This window comes from Marinovum sp. E3 (genome assembly GCF_055755275.1).
On the sequence record NZ_CM146908.1, the window covers coordinates 2,126,946 to 2,143,635 of the forward strand.

Sequence of the window (16,690 nt, forward strand, 5' to 3'; positions counted from 1 at the left end):
GCACTGAGCCATTGACGGATCGGGTCGCCCCCGGAAACCCCGGCGCCCTATTCCCAGACGATCTTGCTGCCCCAGCTGCGGAACATCTGGCGCACCTTCGGCGTCATGAAGCCCTTGCCCTTGGCATATTGTGGCAGGGTGAAGGACGAGCCGGCGTTGACCTCGATCACCACAGGGCCGGCATCGGTCAGCGCGATATCGGTGCTCTGATAGCGCAGCGGCGCATGCAGGCGCGCCACCCGTTCGTTGACCTCGCGCAGCGCCTCCCAATGCGGCAGGCGCTGGCCGAGGATCGCCTTGCCGGTTTCGGGGTGCGCTTCGAGATGGCGCAGCTCCGGCCCTTCGGATTGCACCAGCGTGCGGATTTCACCGGTCTCCGGGTCGATATCGCAGAGCATGTTGCCGTCGCGCCAGAAATTGTCGGCCTGGTTGCGCTGCGACGGCAGCTTGAGCACCGCCGCCGGCACAAAGACGCCGTCGCCATCCACCATGTTGACCACCCGCACCGTGGCGGTGGTATCGGTATACTCGCGCAGAAAGCCGCAATTGCTGACAAATTTCTGCAAGATGAAGGCGTTTTCGCCGATGATGCTGGCAAAGAAATGCTCGTAGGACATCGGACCGTGGTCGCGCAGCATCAGCCCTTCGCAATCGGCCGACAGGATGGTGAAGACGCCGACCGAGCCCAGCCCCCGCATGTTCTTGCCGAACAGCGGACCATCGAGCCCGCCGCCAATTGCCGCGCGCAGTGTCTGCGGGCCGGATAGTGGCGCGCTGCCGTGATAGGCGCGGCCGGTCCGGTCGATCACCCCCAGGGTCTGCGGCACCGGCAGCCCGTCGGCCTCCAGCAGCTTGGCCGAAAGCCACTTGTCCTCGGTCACCGCAAACCAGTGCAAGTCGTTGACTTCGTGGATGATGGCGTTCTGCAACAGCCATGAGATGAATTCTCCGCGCTCCTGCTCGCTGTGGGCCTCGGCATCGTAGAGCCGGAACTTGACGTATTCGTCGAGCTCGATCTTCTGCCGCCCCTTGCGGAATTTGGCCGCCTCCATGCCGATACCGAAGGCGCTGCGCCCTGAGGCCCGCGCCGCATGGGCGATCAGCTCGGTCTTGTTGTATTCGTGTTTGGCGGAATACCTCTGCTGATCGCGGGCCACGATGGCCCCGGTCTCATGGCCTGCGGTGAGCGTTGCGTCGGACATGCCCTTATCCTCTTCGCCTTTTTTGCGGTCACTGACTTCATTTCCGCAACAATGGGGCGAAAATGGGGCCGGCCGTCGCCGCTTTGGGGAAAATTCCCCGAAACTTGCAGCAATGCCACGTCCTCTTGTCCCCCCGTCAGCTTGGGCGTATGACGCCGCGCAAACGCCCGTGACCAGCCCGAGAGGACGACCAGATGATCCCCCGCTATTCCCGCCCCGAGATGACCGCGATCTGGGAGCCCGCCACCAAGTTCCGCATCTGGTTCGAGATCGAGGCCCATGCCTGCGACGCGCAGGCCAAGCTCGGCGTGATCCCGCAGGAGAACGCCGATGCGGTGTGGAAGGCCAAGGACGTGGAATTCGACGTCGCCCGGATCGACGAGATCGAGGCGGTCACCAAACATGACGTCATCGCCTTTCTCACCCATCTGGCCGAGCACGTGGGCAGCGAAGAGGCGCGGTTCGTGCATCAGGGCATGACCTCGTCGGATGTGCTCGACACCACGCTGAACGTGCAGCTTGTGCGCGCCTCCGACCTGCTGCTCAAAGGCATGGACCGGGTTCTGGCCGCGCTCAAGACCCGCGCGCTGGAGCACAAGGACACCGTGCGCGTCGGCCGCAGCCACGGCATCCATGCCGAGCCCACCACCATGGGGCTGACCTTCGCGCGCTTCTATGCCGAGATGGACCGCAACCGCGCCCGCCTGGTGGCGGCGCGTGAAGAGATCGCCACCGGCGCGATCTCGGGCGCGGTCGGCACTTTCGCCAATATCGACCCGGCGGTCGAGGAACATGTCTGCGCGCAGATGGGTCTCTCGCCCGAGCCGATCAGCACGCAGGTGATCCCGCGCGACCGCCACGCCATGTTCTTTGCCGTGCTCGGCGTCATCGCCTCGTCGATCGAAAACATCGCGGTGGAAATCCGCCACATGCAGCGCACCGAGGTGCTGGAGGGCGCGGAATTCTTCTCGATGGGCCAGAAGGGCTCTTCGGCGATGCCGCACAAGAAGAACCCGGTGCTGACCGAGAACCTGACCGGCCTGGCGCGTCTGGTGCGCATGGCGGTGATCCCGGCAATGGAAAACGTGGCGCTCTGGCACGAACGCGACATCTCGCATTCCTCGGTCGAACGCGCCATCGGCCCGGATGCCACGATCACGCTTGACTTTGCCCTGCACCGGCTGGCCGGCGTGGTCGAGAAGATGCTGATCTTCCCCGACAACATGCTCGACAACATGAACAAGTTCCCCGGCCTGGTGATGAGCCAGCGGGTGCTTCTGGCGCTGACCCAGGCCGGCGTCTCGCGCGAGGATGCCTATGCCATGGTGCAGCGCAATGCGCTCAAGGTCTGGGAAGAGCGCGTCGATTTCCAGGAACAGCTTCTGGCCGACGATGCGGTCGTCGAGGCGCTGGGCGAGGACGGCATCAAGGAGAAATTCGACATGGGTTATCACACCAAACATGTCGACACGATCTTCAAGCGGGTCTTCGGCGAAGGCTGATGCGCCCGGGGATTTTGAGCGAATCCCAGTCCATGCTACCCTCGGGGAACGGCGGAGCCCGCTCCGCCCGCACCCAGGGAGAGTTTCGATGTTCAAATCCGTAATCTGTACCGTGTTTCTGACCGCGCTTCCGGTGATCGGCTATGCCAGTTGCTTTGGCGGCCATCAGGCGATGTCCTGCGCCGAAGGCACCGTCTGGGATCAGGCAGCCGGCGCCTGCGTCGAACGGACGACAAGCTGACAGCAAGCCGCGCCGCCATCGGTGCGGCTTCAGCATTTCTTCACCCTTCTCCGGCTATCTGAACCCCAGATTCTGCCGGAGACCCAGGGATGAGCGAACTCGCCACCACGAACAATCTGCCATCGGTCCGCGGCGCCACGGTCGGGGCCAATGCCGGTCGCTCGCGCGCCACCAGCCTGTCGCGCAAGCAGAAGGCCGCGATCATTGTGCGACTGCTGGTCAACGAGGGCACCGAGGTGCCGCTGTCCGAACTGCCCGAAGGCTTGCAGGAGGATCTGACCCAGCAGATGGGCGCCATGCGCTATGTCGACCGGGCGACCCTGGCCGATGTGGTCAGCGAATTCGCCGACGAGCTGGAATCGATCGGCCTGCATTTCGCCGGCGGCATCGCCGGGGCGCTGTCGGCGCTCGACGGCAAGATCTCGCCTCAGACCGCCGCCCGCCTGCGCAAGGAGGCCGGGGTGCGCCAGACCGGCGATCCCTGGATGCGCATCCGCGCCCTGCCCGCGCCGCGCCTGCTCGACTTCATCACCAGCGAAAGCACCGAGGTCGCGGCGGTCCTGCTGTCGAAGCTCGACACCGCGATGGCGGCGGACATCCTGTCGCAGATGGCGGGGCCAGAGGCGCGGCGGATCACCTATGCGGTCTCGCGCACCGCCAATGTGACGCCCGAGGCGGTGGACCGGATCGGGCTGTCGCTGGCCAGCCAGCTCGACCGTGATCCGGTACGCGCTTTCAAGGCGGCGCCGGTGGCCCGGGTCGGCGCCATCCTCAACTCCTCGCCCGCCGCCACCCGCGACGCCCTGCTCAGCGGGCTCGAGGAACAGGACGAGACTTTCGCCGGGCAGGTGCGCAAGGCGATCTTTACCTTCGAGAACATCGGCGACCGGGTCCGTCCCGGCGATGTTCCCGTCATCATGCGCGAGGTCGATGCCGAGACCCTGGCCGCCGCGCTGGCCGCCGCCAGCGCCGGTGGGCTCGAGAAGATCGTCGAATTCCTGCTCGGCAACATGTCGAAACGCATGGCCGAAAGCCTGCGCGACGAAATGAACGAGGTGGGCGATCAGAAACCCAAGGCGGCGGAGGCGGCGATGAATGCGGTGGTGGCCGTGATCCGGCGGCAGGCCGATGCCGGCACCATCACCCTGATCACCGACGAGGAAGAGGCCTGATACCAAACGGCGTCAGCGCCAATGGACACCCCGGGAAAAGCGCCGTAAGCCTGACGCATGGCTTTCGCACAGATCCCCCGTCCCCGCACGGACGCCGCGCGCGGCATCCTCTTGATGATCGGCACCATGCTGCTGTTTTCCATCCTGGATGCCTGCGCCAAGGAGCTGACCACCCGGGTCGGCGTGCCGACCACGCTCTGGGCGCGTTATGCCGGGCAGACGATGATCGTCTTTCTTCTGGTCCTGCCCCGGCTGGGCGCGACGCTGCGCACCCGGTATCCGCTGCTCCAGCTTTTGCGCTCGATCTGCCTCTTTGCCGCGACTTTCTGCTTTTTCAACGGCCTGGCCCGTATCGGCCTGGCCGAAAACACAGCAATCATGGATCTGAACCCGGTGCTGATCACCCTGGGCGGCGCGCTGTTTCTGGGCGAAAAGATCGGGCTGCGCCGCGCCCTGGGCATCGGCGCCGCGCTGATCGGCGCGCTGATCATCATCCGCCCCGGCACCGATGTCTTCAGCCCGGCCGCGATCTTTCCGCTGGGCGCGGCGCTGTTCTTCTCGGCCTATGCCCTGCTCACCCGGTTTGTCGGCCGCGACGAGGATGCCTGGACCTCGCTGCTGTATACCGCGGCCTTCGGCGGCGTGGTGATGACGGGTCTGCTGCCGGTTGTCGGCGAAATGCCCAGCGACGCCACGTCCTTCGGGCTGATCGCGGTGATCGGCGGGATTGCCGCCGCCGGCCAGCTTCTGCTGATCCGCGCGCTTCAGATCGCCGAGGCCGGAACCCTGGCGCCTTTCACCTATTGCGGTCTGCTATTTGCCACCCTCTGGGGTGCGCTGATCTTTGGCGAATATCCGGACAGGGCCACCATCCTGGGCGCCTCGATCATCGTAGTGTCGGGAATTTACGTCTGGTATCGCGAGACCCACGCCAAACCGGCGTGATCACGGCAGGTTGCGGGCCGCCAGCATCGGGCCGTAACCCGCCTTTTGCACCAGGATCGCGGCAGAGCTCACCTCGGGAAGCTCGGTGCGGAATTCGGCGCTGCCGTCCCAGACACCCAGTTCCTGCCAGCTCTCGACGATATTGGCATAGCTGATCGTGCGCCCGGCATTCTCGCCCCGGGTGATCTCGACCGTCGCCTCGGGATCGTAATCCACCAGCATCACCTGGATCTCGCCGCTCACCTCACCGGTGGCGCGCAGGGTCAGAATGGTCTTGCCCCCCGCCGTCTCGAGCTCGAGCGCCACAGGCCGCGACCGCGCCTCGTGCAACGCGATCAGATCGCTAACATCCATCGGATGGTTGCCGACCACGTGATCGACGCCGTTGATGATCATCTGCGGCGTATAGATCATCCGCCGCCCCGCCGCCTTGGCATAGCCCTTCTGGCGCCGAGTGTGCCCGGGCAGGGCAAAGCGGTCTTTCCAGCCGATGTAATCCCAGTAATCCACATGCAACGCCAGCGCGATGACATCGTCGCGCGCCGCGAGTTTATGCAGCAACTCATCCGCGGGCGGACAGGCGGAACATCCCTGCGACGTGAATAGCTCGACCACCACCGGCGTTCCGGGTTCGGCCTCGGACTGCGCCCGCGCCTGTCCCGTGCTCAGAACCCCTGCCACCCCAAAGGCCGCAGCGCCAAGGATCAAGTTCAACCGCATTCAATTTCCCCGTTTCGTCGCATATGTCTACCTAAAGGCAGGCAGTTGAAATAACCAATCAAGGTTTTGCGATATCTCCGCGATGGTCAGGGCCGCGGCCCGTGTCGAAATAGTTGCATACAATCGCATACAAAGTGCCGCACCCCCCTTGATTGCACACCCCCGACAGGTCTATTGCACACACAGCGAAACCCCTTGGCATCATCGGAAGGGAGCCATTCCATGCCCATTACAGTCGGTCATGACAGCTCGAAGACCCGCAAGTCGATCTCGGCGGGCGGCAAGAGCCTGTCCTTTTATTCCATCCCCGCCGCGCAGGAGGCCGGGCTTGGTGATTTCTCCAAGCTGCCCGCCGCGCTGAAAGTGGTGCTGGAGAACATGCTCCGCTTCGAGGACGGCAAGACCGTCACCACCGACGACATCAAGGCCTTTGGCGACTGGGCCAAGGACGGCGGCAAGGGCACCCGCGAGCTGGCCTATCGCCCGGCCCGCGTGCTGATGCAGGATTTCACCGGCGTTCCCGCCGTGGTCGACCTCGCCGCCATGCGTGACGGCATCGTGGCCCTGGGCGGCGACCCGGAAAAGATCAACCCGCTGAACCCGGTCGATCTGGTCATCGACCACTCGGTGATGATCGACGAATTCGGCAACCCGCGCGCCTTCCAGATGAACGTCGACCGCGAGTACGAGCGCAACATGGAGCGCTACACCTTCCTTAAATGGGGCCAGTCGGCGTTCAACAACTTCCGCGTCGTGCCGCCGGGCACCGGCATTTGCCACCAGGTGAACCTCGAGTATCTGTCCCAGACCATCTGGACCGACGTCGACCAGAACGGCGAGGAAGTGGCCTACCCCGACACGTTGGTGGGCACCGACAGCCACACCACCATGGTCAACGGCGCCGCCGTCCTGGGCTGGGGCGTGGGCGGGATCGAGGCCGAGGCCGCGATGCTGGGCCAGCCGATCTCGATGCTGATCCCCGAGGTCGTGGGCTTCAAGCTGACCGGCGCCATGGTCGAAGGCACCACCGGCACCGACCTCGTTCTGAAAGTCGTGGAAATGCTGCGCGCCAAGGGTGTTGTCGGCAAGTTCGTCGAATTCTACGGCGACGGCCTCGACAAGCTGCCGCTGGCCGACCGGGCGACCATCGCCAACATGGCGCCGGAATATGGCGCCACCTGCGGCTTCTTCCCGATCGACAACGAGACCCTGCGCTACCTGACCAACACCGGCCGCGACGAGGCCCGCGTGGCGCTTGTCGAAGCCTATGCCAAGGAAAACGGCATGTGGCGCGACGAGAGTTACGACCCGGTCTACACCGACACGCTCGAGCTTGACATGGGCACCATCGTGCCGGCGATCTCGGGCCCGAAACGGCCGCAGGACTACATTGCGCTCGATTCCGCTTCGACCGAATTTGCCAAATACATCAAGGGCCTGCGCGACGCGAAAGACACCACTCCGACTTCGGAAGTGCGCTGGGAAGGCGAAGGCGGCGCGCCCGAGCCGCAGGACATCCCCGGCGACGAAGGCCATCACAACAAAGGCTGGTACAAGACCGACGACGGCGCCTATCAGCTGCATGACGGCTCGATCGTGATCGCCTCGATCACCTCCTGCACCAACACCTCGAACCCCTATGTGATGATCGGCGCCGGTCTCGTCGCCCGCAAGGCGCGCGAGCTGGGCCTGACCCGCAAGCCCTGGGTCAAGACCTCGCTGGCACCGGGCTCGCAGGTGGTGTCGCACTACCTCGAAGCCGCCGGCCTGCAAGACGACCTCGACGCCATCGGCTTCAACCTCGTGGGCTATGGCTGCACCACCTGCATCGGCAACTCCGGCCCGCTGGAAGCGCCGATTTCCAAGGCGGTCAACGATTACGACCTGGTGGCGACCTCGGTGCTCTCGGGCAACCGTAACTTCGAAGGTCGGATTTCGCCGGACGTCCGCGCCAACTACCTGGCTTCGCCGCCGCTGGTGGTGGCCTATGCGCTGGTGGGTGACATGAATATCGACATCACCTCCGATCCGCTCGGCCAGGACAAGGACGGCAACGACGTCTATCTCAAGGACATCTGGCCCTCGGCCAAGGAAGTTTCCGATCTGGTGGAACAGACCGTGACCCGCGAGGCCTTCCAGTCGAAATACGCCGATGTCTTCAAGGGCGACGAGAAATGGCAGGGCGTGGAAACCACCGACGCCAAGACCTACGACTGGCCCGCCGCCTCGACCTATGTCCAGAACCCGCCTTACTTCCAGGGCATCACCATGGACACCAAGCAGATCGAGAACATCGAAGGCGCCAAGGTTCTGGCGCTGCTCGGCGACATGATCACCACCGACCACATCTCGCCGGCCGGGTCGTTCAAGGACACCACCCCCGCCGGTCAGTACCTGATCGAACGTCAGGTGCCGGTGCGTGAGTTCAACTCCTACGGCTCGCGTCGAGGCAACCACGAAGTCATGATGCGCGGCACATTCGCCAACATCCGCATCAAGAACGAGATGCTGGACGGCGTCGAAGGCGGCTATACCAAGGGCCCCGACGGCGAACAGACCTCGATCTTTGACGCGGCAATGGCGCATCAGGAGGCGGGCACACCGCTGGTGATCTTCGGTGGCGAGCAATATGGCGCCGGGTCGTCGCGCGACTGGGCTGCAAAGGGCACCGCGCTGCTGGGGGTGAAGGCCGTGATCGCCGAGAGCTTCGAGCGTATCCACCGCTCCAACCTCGTCGGCATGGGCGTCATCCCCTTCGAGTTCACCGATGGCGATACCCGCAAGACGCTGGGTCTGACCGGTGATGAAGAGGTCGCGATCCACGGGCTCGACGATGTGACGCCGGGCAAGATGGTGCCCTGCACCATCACGTTCGCCGATGGCAGCAGCAAGGAGATCACCCTGAAGTGCCGCATCGATACCGCGGTCGAGATCGAGTACATCGAAAACGGCGGCGTGCTGCATTACGTGCTGCGCAACCTGGCAAAATCGGCCTGAGACAGGCTTTCAGACGCAATCGGAACGGGCGCCAATCGGCGCCCGTTTCTGTTTCTTCGCCGCCTGTCCCGGGCCGCCGCGCCTATTGGCGCAAGGCCAGATCCGTGGCGCGCCCGGCCCAGATCTCGTCGATCACCCCGTCGAGCGCGCGCCGCACCTCGACCGGGCCGCCGCCCTCTGCCAGCGTCCTGTGCAGCACGCGGCACTGCCGGAAGATCGCGTTCAGCCCGGTGCCCAGCCGCGGCGGCCATTGCGCGCGGGCATCGCCCAAGGCGATCCAGTTCACCATATCGCGCTCTGGCAGGCGCAGGCGGCGGTACTGCGGCGCGATGGTCGAGGTGCGGCGCACCAGCCGCGCCCCCGACGGCACCAGCGCGGCGATCCGTTCCGGAAAAACCTGCGCGATGTCGCTCACCGCGGTGATCGGCCGTGCCCCACCGCGCCCGCGCGACGCCGTGATCCGCAGGCGATGGCCGCGAATTTCGCCATAGAGCGCGCCGCAGGGGCCATCGAGTGCCGGACCGGACCATTGCACGCCCGGCCGCGCTTCGAGCAGCGCCAGCTCCAGCGTCTGGTAGAGCTTTACCCTGCCGGTGTCCTCGTATCCGATCTTCAGGCCCAGCCGGGCCAGCATCGGCAGCGTTGCCCGATGCGCCCCGGTGGCGTCGATCACCAGATCGAAGCACCCCTGCCCCTGCCGGCTGCCGGCGCAGAGCCGCGCGCCTTCGCGGCCGGTGATCTGCACGTCCCGCCAGGTCTCGAACGGGCGCCGGCCGATACAGATGTCCAGGGCCGCATCGACCGCCGCGCGGGACAGGCGCGGCGCGGTATACTCCGCGCAATCCGGGCCGGAAAAGCTGCGCCAGCGGCACTGCGGCTCCGTCCGCGCCGCGATCTCCTGCGCCAGGGACCGGTCCAGCACCGCTGCGGCCGGTCCCATCGTCGTCGCCAGGATATGCGAATGCCGCGCGGTGGGCGGTGGCCCGAGGCCCGGACGCGGCAAGGCCCGCACCACCCGCAGGCCAAGCCCCGAAAGCGCGATCGCCGCCAGCCGCGCGGCCGGCCCGTCGCCAAAAATCAAAACGTCCAACACGCGCTCCATCGGGCCTTCCGCGCCGCCGACACCGCGACGCGGCAACTTGCGGCAAGTATCCGCGCGCCATCGCTCCGCCGCAAGGCGGAACCGGAGGCCGCCGAAACCAGACCTTGTCTGATGACCGAAGCCGCGCTAGCCTGATGGTCTTTATCGCCTGTGCCGGCCGGAATATTTTTTTTCCGGTCAACGGCTTTACGGGCAGCAATTGCGACAGATTCCATAGTCTCCGAGGGATATTAACATGGCTCAAGAAACCTTTGCCTTCTTTTACGAAGTCCAGGGCATGGCCCCGGGTGCCACCCATGGACCGGCCCAGAGCATATCCACCACCCTGGTCGAGCTTGCGTCGGACACCGGCGGCATCGATGGCAGCACCTCTCCGGGGGACGAGATCGACTGGTCGTCCTCGGGCTTTACCGGGCCGTTCACCTACATCGCCCTGACCCAGAACAACGAACCGATTGTCGAGGATTTCGATTCCGGCGTGCGTTTCGTCCTGTCGAACGACGGCACGCGAGAGTCAGATCCGGTCACCCCGAACTCGGCACCCTACACCTATTGCTTTGCCGCCGGCACGCAGATCGCTACACCCTCCGGCACGCAGCCGGTGGAAAATCTGAGCATCGGCGACGCGGTTCTCACGGCGGACGGCAAGACCGTCGCGGTCAAATGGCTCGGGCGCCAGACGCTCCGCAAGTTTCTCAACGGCACCCGCATCCAGCCCGTGCGCATCCAGGCCGGTGCCCTGGGCGCCGGCCTGCCGCACCGCGATCTGACGGTCACCGGCGAACATGGCCTGGTGTTCGAGGGGCTGGTGATCAATGCCGCGGCGCTGGTCAACGGCACCACGATCAATTGGGTGCCGCTGGCCGAGCTGGACGACAGCGTCACCTATTACCACGTCGAGACCGAGAACCACGATGTCATCCTCGCCGAAGGGGCCGCGGCCGAAACCTTCATCGACTACCTGGACCGGTGCGGCTTCGACAATTACCAGGAATACCTCGACCTTTATGGCGCCGAGCGGGTGATCCACGAGATGCCCCTGCCGCGGATCAGCGCCGGGCGGCTGGTGCCCGGGGCGATCAAGGCGCTGCTTGGCAGCCAGGCGCCAGCGCGGCCCAACAGCCTGGCCGGATGATCGCCCCCTCTTCGCTGCCCCGTTGCGCGGCCGGCCCAGCGGGCCGCCAGGCAGGAGGGCCGCCCGTCGGGAAGTGCCCTCCGGCCGTCACACGAAATGCGTGCGGCGGCGGCATTTGACGGTTTTCCGCAAGTCCTGCCGGAAATTTGCGCACCCGCCCGCCCATCGCGCATTCGTGAGGCGACAGGTCGGGCTTTCCCCGTTTATCTACCCTCAGCCCACGTAGAATTGAGCGCAAGAGGCAAAGCATGGAAGTCACAAGATGAGAATGGTTTTGGTAGCAGTACAGGCGGCAATCCTTTTGATGCTCGCCGTGATCGGGGCGCAGGGCGATGACAGCCAGCGCGCCTCCTGCCCGGTCAATCAGCCCGGCGCCTATTGCGAGCGCTGAGCTTTCAACCGGTCCTCGATATCCTTGAGCTGGGCGCGGATATTCCGTGCCCGCCAGACGCTGGCCCCCACGATCAGCGCCAGCAGCACAAAGCTGACCCCGTAAGCCGAGAGCACGGCGCCCGCATATTTGCCAAGTTCAGGGATCATTGCATCCGCTCCCGTGCCAGCAGAGCGCGCATCCGGCGCGCGCGGATTTCCGTCTGGGTGCGGATCAGCACCAGCAGCAGGAACAGCAGCACAAAGCCCGCCATCGCCACCAGCGCCGGCCACCAGAAGACATCGGCGACGTTTTCCTCGGCGTCCAGCGACATCGACGCGCCCTGGTGCAGCCCCTGGTTCCAGAAGTTCACCGCATAGCGCGACAGCACCGCAAAGACCGACCCCACGAGGCAGAGCACCGAGGTCAGATCGGCGGCGGTGTCATCGTTCTCGATCGCCGCCCAGAGCGCGATATAGCCGAGGTAGAACAGGAACAGGATCAGGAACGAGGTCAGCCGCGGATCCCAGGCCCACCAGGTGCCCCACATCGGCTGGCCCCAGATCGCCCCGGTCAGCAGCGCGATCAGCGTCATCACCATGCCCACCGGCGCAGCCGCCCGGGCCGCAAGAGCGCTGACGTGATGCCTGCGGATGATCCAGATCAGCGAGGCCACCAGCATCATGAACCAGGCGTTGATCGCCATCAGCGCCGCCGGCACATGCAGGTAGAAAATCTTGACGGTCGAGCCCTGGCGGTAGTCATCCGGGGTAAAGAAGAACCCCCAGATCAGCCCGATGGCCAGCGTGCCCAGCGACAGCACCCAGAGCGCCGGAATCACCCGGTCGCTGGTGTCGATAAATTTTTTCGGGTTCGCATATTCCCAGATCGAGGTCATGACGCATACCTATTCGTGAATGTGTGTGGGCACCAGTGACAATTTCGTAGACCCCCGCCCCGACGAGCGCCGATTGCCGCCCCTGCCCAAGCGCGGGAGTTCACCCCAAGGCATCTCACCGCAAGTTCACCCGCAGCACCGCCGCCGAGGCAAAGGGCAAGAGTGCAATCACCGCCAGCGAGATCCCCGCCAGCATCATCAAGGGGGTCTCGACGCCCATGCCCTCGGCCCCCCGCCGCGCCACCTCGGCGCCAAAGATCAGTGTCGGCACATAGAGCGGCAGCACCAGGAGCGACAGCAGCAGCCCGCCGCGCTTCAGCCCGACGGTCAGCGCCGCGCCGAAGGTGCCGATCACCGACAGCGCCGGCGTGCCCAGAAGAAGTGACAGGGTGAGCCAGAAAAACCCGGGCGCTGCCAGGTTCAGCAACACGCCAAAGACCGGCGCGGCGATCACCAGCGGCAGACCCGTGGTCAGCCAGTGCGCCAGGGCCTTGACCGAGACGATGCCCTCCATCGGCAGCGGCGCCGTGGCCAGCAGGTCGAGCGAGCCATCCTCCCAGTCGAGCGCGAGAATGCGATCGAGTGACAACAGGCAGGCCAGAAGCGCGCCGAGCCAGAGGATGCCCGGCGCGATCCGGCCCAGAAGCTCCGATTGCGGCCCGACCGCGAAGGGCACCAGAGTGACCACGATCAGGAAAAAGGCCAGGCCCAGGCCAAAGCCGCCCCCCGCCCGCACCGCCAGCGCCAGGTCGCGTTTCAGGAGTGGGATCACAAAAAGACCTCGTCGAAATCGTCATGCGCCTGCGGCCGGGCGCGAAACTGGCTGACATCCAGCGCATCGCCGTCGAGCCCCAGATCGATATGGGTGGCGATCAGCGCCGCGCCACCGGCGGCCAGATGCGCCCGCACCGCCGCTGCAAAAAGGCCCACGGCGTCGCGGTCGAGCGACACCGTGGGCTCGTCGAGCACCCAGACCGGACGTCCGGTCACCATCAGACGGGCCAGCCCCAGCCGCCGCTTTTGTCCGGCCGAAAGCTGCCCCGCTGCGCGGGTCTGCAAGGCGTCGAGCTCATAGGCAGAGAGCGCCGGTGCGATCTCGTCCCGGCCAAAGACCCGCGCCCAGAAGGTCAGGTTCTCGGCCACCGTCAGGGTCGATTTCAGCCCGTCGGCATGGGCGGCATAGGCCACGCGGTCCTCGGCGCCGGTCAGCGTGCCCTTAAGCGGTGGTTGCAGCCCGGCGACGGTCCGCAGCAGCGTCGTCTTGCCGATGCCATTGGGCCCGCGCAACACCAGCGCGCGCTCGGGCGGCAGGTCAAAGCTCACCTCTTCGAGCACGGGAATGCCGCCACGGGTGACGGTCAGCGTATCGGCCTGCAAGATCATGGCGCGAGACTTGCCGAAAAGATCGGCCGCCAGCAAGCGCAGAGGCGCGCCGGCGTCACTCTGCCGCTGCCACCAGCAAGGCGGCCAAGGCCACACGCCGGCCTTCAGACAGCAAAACGTTGTAGGTGCGGCAGGCGGCGGGCGAGGCCATGCTCTCGACGCCCATGCCGGCCGCTTCGAGTTGCTGGCGCAAGTCGGCCGGCAGATGCGCGATTGCGGCGCCGGTGCCGATGAAGAGCACGTCGGTCTGCCCGGCCAGGGCCAGCAGCGGCGCGGCATCGTCGAACCCCTGCCAGAGGCGGGTGCCGGAGGCGGCAGTGATCACATGGCCCCGATGGACCTTGCCGCCGATGCGGAAGAAGCCGGGGCCATAGCCATCGACGGGTTCGGCGTCGGTGTAGGAGATCTCGTTCAGTCGCATGGGCAAGAGATAGCGGTATCGGCAGGCAAAGAAAAGATCCGCGGAAAATTCCGCAGGGCCCGAGCGGCAGGGGGACGCGGCAGGTTTGCGGGACAACGCCGCGCCGCGCTGATAGGGTGGCGGCGCGCCATGCAACGGGGCATCGCGCAGGTCGGCCATGACAAGCCCCTCTCAGGCATCGGCGCGGCGATTGGCCGGTTTGCCGCCGCCAAGGGCTATACGCTGATCCGCAATCTCGCCAGGCACGGGGTCGGGCGGGCTCTGCACGAATATCCCGAGGAAATCGCCACCTGGCCGAACCGCGACCGGCGCCGCATGCATCACGGCCAGGTGCTGACGGTGGAGCCGTTCCTGTCGCGGGGCGGGCATATGGCCACCGAGGGTCACGATGGCTGGACGCTGTTCAGCCAGCCCCGTGCCGCAACCGTGCAATACGAGCACACGGTCGTGGCCAGCCGCGGCGCGCCGGTCATCGTCACGCGGCCTGGCTGAGCGGAGCCCCGGACCGGCGGCAAATCCGCGACTTTCTCCCGCCGCTTCGCTTGCAAACCGCCCCTGCCGCGCATAGGTTCCGGCAAAATTCGGCGGGGGCTCTCCCTGTCGCCCCTCATCTTGAAAGGACGCCTCCATGGAAGGCAATGCGATCGCGCAATTCATCCCGCTGATCCTGATCTTTGCGATCATGTATTTCCTGCTCATCCGCCCGCAGCAGAAAAAGATGAAGCAGCATCAGAACATGGTCAGCGCCCTGCGCCGCGGCGACCAGGTGGTCACCCAGGGCGGGCTGATCGGCAAGGTGACCAAGGTCAAGGATGACGGCAACGAAATCGAGGTCGAAATCGCCGATGGCGTCAAGGTGCGCGTGGTTCAGAACACCATCGCCCAGGTGCTCAACAAGACCGAGCCTGCCAATTCCTGACCTCTGAAAGGGGAGCGGCGAATGCTTCAAATCGATCTTTGGAAACGGGTGCTCATCTGGGCGCTCTGTGCGGCGGGGCTTTTCATGGCCCTGCCGAATGCGTTTTACAGCCGGGTGGAAGGCGTCAATGACGCCCGCGCCGCCATCGAGCTTCAGGGCGCAACCGCCGAACTGACCGACCAGGCCGCAGGCTGGCCGTCGTTCCTGCCGGCCTCGCTGGTCAACCTCGGGCTCGACCTGCGCGGTGGCGCCCATCTGCTGGCCGAAGTGCGCGTCGACGAGGTCTACGAGGCCCGGATCACCGCGCTCTGGCCCGAGGTGCGCGACACCCTGCGGCCGCTGCGCAGCGAGGTCGGCACCATCCGCCGTCAGAACGCGCCGGCCGACGAGCTGCACGTCAAGATCGGCAACCCCGCTGGTATGCAGGCGGCCATGGCCGCCGTGCGGGCACTGGCGCAGCCCGTGGTCTCGCTGACCGCGGCCGGCGAACAGGATTTGACGGTGCGCGGCCAGGACGACGTGCTGATCGTGAGCCTCTCGGACGCCGAAAAGCTCGCCACCGACGAGCGCACGGTGCAGCAATCGCTGGAAATCATCCGCCGCCGGATCGACGAGGTCGGCACCCGCGAACCCACCATCCAGCGCCAGGGCAGCGACCGCATCCTGATCCAGGTGCCGGGCCTCGGCTCGGCGCAGGAGCTCAAGGACATCATCGGCACCACCGCTCAGCTGACCTTTCAGCCGGTCATCAGCCGCACCACCGATGGCAGCACCGACGCCGGCATCGGCGAGGAAGTTCTGCCGTCGCTGGATGAAAGCGGCGTGTTTTATGTGCTCGAGGAAAACCCGGTGGTCACCGGCGAAGAGCTGACCGATGCCCAGCCGTCCTTCGATCAGAACGGCCGCCCGGCCGTCAACTTCCGCTTCAACCCGTCGGGCGCGCGCAAGTTCGGCGATTACACCGCCGAGAACATCGGCAATCCCTTTGCCATCGTGCTCGATGACGAGGTGATCAGCGCCCCGGTGATCCAGAGCCACATTCCCGGCGGCTCGGGCATCATCACCGGCAATTTCACCGTCGAGGAATCGACCAACCTCGCCGTGCTGTTGCGCGCCGGCGCCCTGCCTGCCGGGCTCGACTTCCTCGAGGAACGGACCATCGGGCCGGAGCTGGGGGCCGACAGCATCGAGGCCGGCAAGATCGCCACCATCGTGGCCTTTGCCGCCGTCCTGGTCTTCATGGCGCTGAGCTATGGTCTCTTCGGCATTTTCGCCAATGTCGCGCTGATCCTGAACATCGCGCTGATCTTTGGCCTGCTCAGCCTGATCGGAGCCACGCTGACCCTGCCGGGCATTGCCGGCATCGTGCTGACGGTGGGCATGGCGGTGGACGCCAACGTGCTGATCTTCGAACGCATCCGCGAAGAGCTCAAGACCGCGCGTGGCCCGGCCCGGGCGATCGAGCTGGGCTATGAAAAGGCACTCTCGGCGATTGTCGACGCCAATATCACCACCTTCATCACCGCCGTGATCCTGTTTGCCGTGGGCTCCGGCCCGGTGCGGGGCTTTTCCATCACGCTGGGTCTGGGCATTCTCACCTCGGTCTTCACCGCGATCTTCGTGACGCGGCTGATCATCGTGATGTGGTTCGAACGCCGCCGCCCCAAAACCATCGAGGTATAG

At 65.6% G+C, this 16,690-nt stretch carries 18 protein-coding genes; 10 read left to right on the forward strand and 8 right to left on the reverse strand.

The window, feature by feature from the left end; translation table 11 throughout:
- Window positions 1–47: 47 nt before the first annotated feature.
- Complete coding sequence (locus AC0J5K_RS10435; RefSeq protein ID WP_274563007.1) at window positions 48–1,202, reverse strand: sugar-transfer associated ATP-grasp domain-containing protein; 1,155 nt, start codon at window positions 1,200–1,202, stop codon at window positions 48–50.
- Between the two features lie 194 nt (window positions 1,203–1,396).
- On the opposite strand from AC0J5K_RS10435, the gene purB reads away from it, so the two are divergent.
- The 4 genes from purB to AC0J5K_RS10455 all read left to right on the forward strand — a co-directional run bounded on the left by purB (window position 1,397) and on the right by AC0J5K_RS10455 (window position 5,062).
- Window positions 1,397–2,704 carry an adenylosuccinate lyase gene (gene purB, locus AC0J5K_RS10440; RefSeq protein WP_048531056.1) on the forward strand — a complete coding sequence of 436 codons (1,308 nt, stop codon included), beginning with the start codon at window positions 1,397–1,399 and terminating at the stop codon, window positions 2,702–2,704.
- A gap of 88 nt (window positions 2,705–2,792) precedes the next feature.
- On the forward strand, window positions 2,793–2,945 hold the full coding sequence (locus tag AC0J5K_RS10445) for a hypothetical protein (protein ID WP_274563006.1): 153 nt from the start codon (window positions 2,793–2,795) through the stop codon (window positions 2,943–2,945).
- Window positions 2,946–3,034: 89 nt separating this feature from the next.
- Entirely contained in the window at window positions 3,035–4,117 is a 1,083-nt protein-coding gene (locus tag AC0J5K_RS10450; protein WP_074835063.1) for a flagellar motor switch protein FliG, read from the forward strand.
- A 57-nt stretch (window positions 4,118–4,174) separates the two neighbouring features.
- Complete coding sequence (locus AC0J5K_RS10455; protein WP_211568848.1) at window positions 4,175–5,062, forward strand: DMT family transporter; 888 nt, start codon at window positions 4,175–4,177, stop codon at window positions 5,060–5,062.
- On the opposite strand, the gene AC0J5K_RS10460 is transcribed toward AC0J5K_RS10455, so the two are convergent.
- Complete coding sequence (locus AC0J5K_RS10460; protein WP_053083342.1) at window positions 5,063–5,782, reverse strand: DUF1223 domain-containing protein; 720 nt, start codon at window positions 5,780–5,782, stop codon at window positions 5,063–5,065.
- A gap of 222 nt (window positions 5,783–6,004) precedes the next feature.
- On the opposite strand from AC0J5K_RS10460, the gene acnA reads away from it, so the two are divergent.
- Entirely contained in the window at window positions 6,005–8,779 is a 2,775-nt protein-coding gene (acnA, locus tag AC0J5K_RS10465; RefSeq protein ID WP_048531054.1) for an aconitate hydratase AcnA, read from the forward strand.
- An 82-nt stretch (window positions 8,780–8,861) separates the two neighbouring features.
- On the opposite strand, the gene AC0J5K_RS10470 is transcribed toward acnA, so the two are convergent.
- Complete coding sequence (locus AC0J5K_RS10470; RefSeq protein WP_139211199.1) at window positions 8,862–9,869, reverse strand: hypothetical protein; 1,008 nt, start codon at window positions 9,867–9,869, stop codon at window positions 8,862–8,864.
- Window positions 9,870–10,116: 247 nt separating this feature from the next.
- On the opposite strand from AC0J5K_RS10470, the gene AC0J5K_RS10475 reads away from it, so the two are divergent.
- Window positions 10,117–11,016, forward strand: coding sequence for a Hint domain-containing protein (locus AC0J5K_RS10475; protein WP_274563005.1), 900 nt, complete (start codon window positions 10,117–10,119; stop codon window positions 11,014–11,016).
- Window positions 11,017–11,284: 268 nt separating this feature from the next.
- The gene (locus tag AC0J5K_RS10480; protein WP_274563004.1) at window positions 11,285–11,407 is read left to right on the forward strand and encodes a hypothetical protein; all 123 of its coding nucleotides are present in this window, start codon (window positions 11,285–11,287) and stop codon (window positions 11,405–11,407) included.
- Here the strand turns inward: AC0J5K_RS10480 and ccmD are convergent.
- The 5 genes from ccmD to AC0J5K_RS10505 all read right to left on the reverse strand — a co-directional run bounded on the left by ccmD (window position 11,392) and on the right by AC0J5K_RS10505 (window position 14,088).
- The gene (gene ccmD / locus AC0J5K_RS10485) at window positions 11,392–11,556 is read right to left on the reverse strand and encodes a heme exporter protein CcmD (RefSeq protein WP_074835069.1); all 165 of its coding nucleotides are present in this window, start codon (window positions 11,554–11,556) and stop codon (window positions 11,392–11,394) included. The two genes, AC0J5K_RS10480 and ccmD, sit on opposite strands and share 16 nt — an antisense overlap.
- Window positions 11,553–12,284, reverse strand: coding sequence for a heme ABC transporter permease (locus AC0J5K_RS10490; protein WP_048531048.1), 732 nt, complete (start codon window positions 12,282–12,284; stop codon window positions 11,553–11,555). Before AC0J5K_RS10490 ends, ccmD begins: the two co-directional genes overlap by 4 nt.
- A gap of 115 nt (window positions 12,285–12,399) precedes the next feature.
- Window positions 12,400–13,056 (reverse strand): heme exporter protein CcmB, encoded by a 657-nt coding sequence (ccmB, locus tag AC0J5K_RS10495; RefSeq protein WP_048531046.1) that lies wholly within the window; start codon window positions 13,054–13,056, stop codon window positions 12,400–12,402.
- Window positions 13,053–13,667, reverse strand: a complete 615-nt coding sequence (gene ccmA, locus AC0J5K_RS10500) for a heme ABC exporter ATP-binding protein CcmA (RefSeq protein ID WP_048533734.1) — start codon at window positions 13,665–13,667, stop codon at window positions 13,053–13,055. The genes ccmB and ccmA overlap by 4 nt, the downstream gene beginning before the upstream one ends.
- Before the next feature lie 55 nt (window positions 13,668–13,722).
- Entirely contained in the window at window positions 13,723–14,088 is a 366-nt protein-coding gene (locus tag AC0J5K_RS10505) for an Mth938-like domain-containing protein (protein WP_274563003.1), read from the reverse strand.
- 129 nt (window positions 14,089–14,217) lie between these two features.
- On the opposite strand from AC0J5K_RS10505, the gene AC0J5K_RS10510 reads away from it, so the two are divergent.
- From AC0J5K_RS10510 to secD, 3 genes are all read left to right on the forward strand, one after another.
- Window positions 14,218–14,580, forward strand: coding sequence for a M24 family metallopeptidase (locus AC0J5K_RS10510; protein ID WP_432760098.1), 363 nt, complete (start codon window positions 14,218–14,220; stop codon window positions 14,578–14,580).
- 136 nt (window positions 14,581–14,716) lie between these two features.
- A complete protein-coding gene (yajC, locus tag AC0J5K_RS10515; RefSeq protein ID WP_048531042.1) occupies window positions 14,717–15,007 on the forward strand; it encodes a preprotein translocase subunit YajC in 291 nt (96 codons plus the stop codon).
- 21 nt (window positions 15,008–15,028) lie between these two features.
- Window positions 15,029–16,690: a protein translocase subunit SecD gene (gene secD, locus AC0J5K_RS10520; RefSeq protein ID WP_074835070.1), complete on the forward strand. Its 1,662-nt coding sequence runs from the start codon at window positions 15,029–15,031 to the stop codon at window positions 16,688–16,690.

Coding starts and splice junctions, on each gene's coding strand:
- AC0J5K_RS10435 (WP_274563007.1), bottom strand. CDS start 1,202: ATGTCCGACGCAACGCTCACCGCAGGCCATGAGACCGGGGCCATCGTG.
- purB (WP_048531056.1), top strand. CDS start 1,397: ATGATCCCCCGCTATTCCCGCCCCGAGATGACCGCGATCTGGGAGCCC.
- AC0J5K_RS10445 (WP_274563006.1), top strand. CDS start 2,793: ATGTTCAAATCCGTAATCTGTACCGTGTTTCTGACCGCGCTTCCGGTG.
- AC0J5K_RS10450 (WP_074835063.1), top strand. CDS start 3,035: ATGAGCGAACTCGCCACCACGAACAATCTGCCATCGGTCCGCGGCGCC.
- AC0J5K_RS10455 (WP_211568848.1), top strand. CDS start 4,175: ATGGCTTTCGCACAGATCCCCCGTCCCCGCACGGACGCCGCGCGCGGC.
- AC0J5K_RS10460 (WP_053083342.1), bottom strand. CDS start 5,782: ATGCGGTTGAACTTGATCCTTGGCGCTGCGGCCTTTGGGGTGGCAGGG.
- acnA (WP_048531054.1), top strand. CDS start 6,005: ATGCCCATTACAGTCGGTCATGACAGCTCGAAGACCCGCAAGTCGATC.
- AC0J5K_RS10475 (WP_274563005.1), top strand. CDS start 10,117: ATGGCTCAAGAAACCTTTGCCTTCTTTTACGAAGTCCAGGGCATGGCC.
- AC0J5K_RS10480 (WP_274563004.1), top strand. CDS start 11,285: ATGGTTTTGGTAGCAGTACAGGCGGCAATCCTTTTGATGCTCGCCGTG.
- ccmD (WP_074835069.1), bottom strand. CDS start 11,556: ATGATCCCTGAACTTGGCAAATATGCGGGCGCCGTGCTCTCGGCTTAC.
- AC0J5K_RS10490 (WP_048531048.1), bottom strand. CDS start 12,284: ATGACCTCGATCTGGGAATATGCGAACCCGAAAAAATTTATCGACACC.
- ccmA (WP_048533734.1), bottom strand. CDS start 13,667: ATGATCTTGCAGGCCGATACGCTGACCGTCACCCGTGGCGGCATTCCC.
- AC0J5K_RS10505 (WP_274563003.1), bottom strand. CDS start 14,088: ATGCGACTGAACGAGATCTCCTACACCGACGCCGAACCCGTCGATGGC.
- AC0J5K_RS10510 (WP_432760098.1), top strand. CDS start 14,218: ATGCAACGGGGCATCGCGCAGGTCGGCCATGACAAGCCCCTCTCAGGC.
- yajC (WP_048531042.1), top strand. CDS start 14,717: ATGGAAGGCAATGCGATCGCGCAATTCATCCCGCTGATCCTGATCTTT.
- secD (WP_074835070.1), top strand. CDS start 15,029: ATGCTTCAAATCGATCTTTGGAAACGGGTGCTCATCTGGGCGCTCTGT.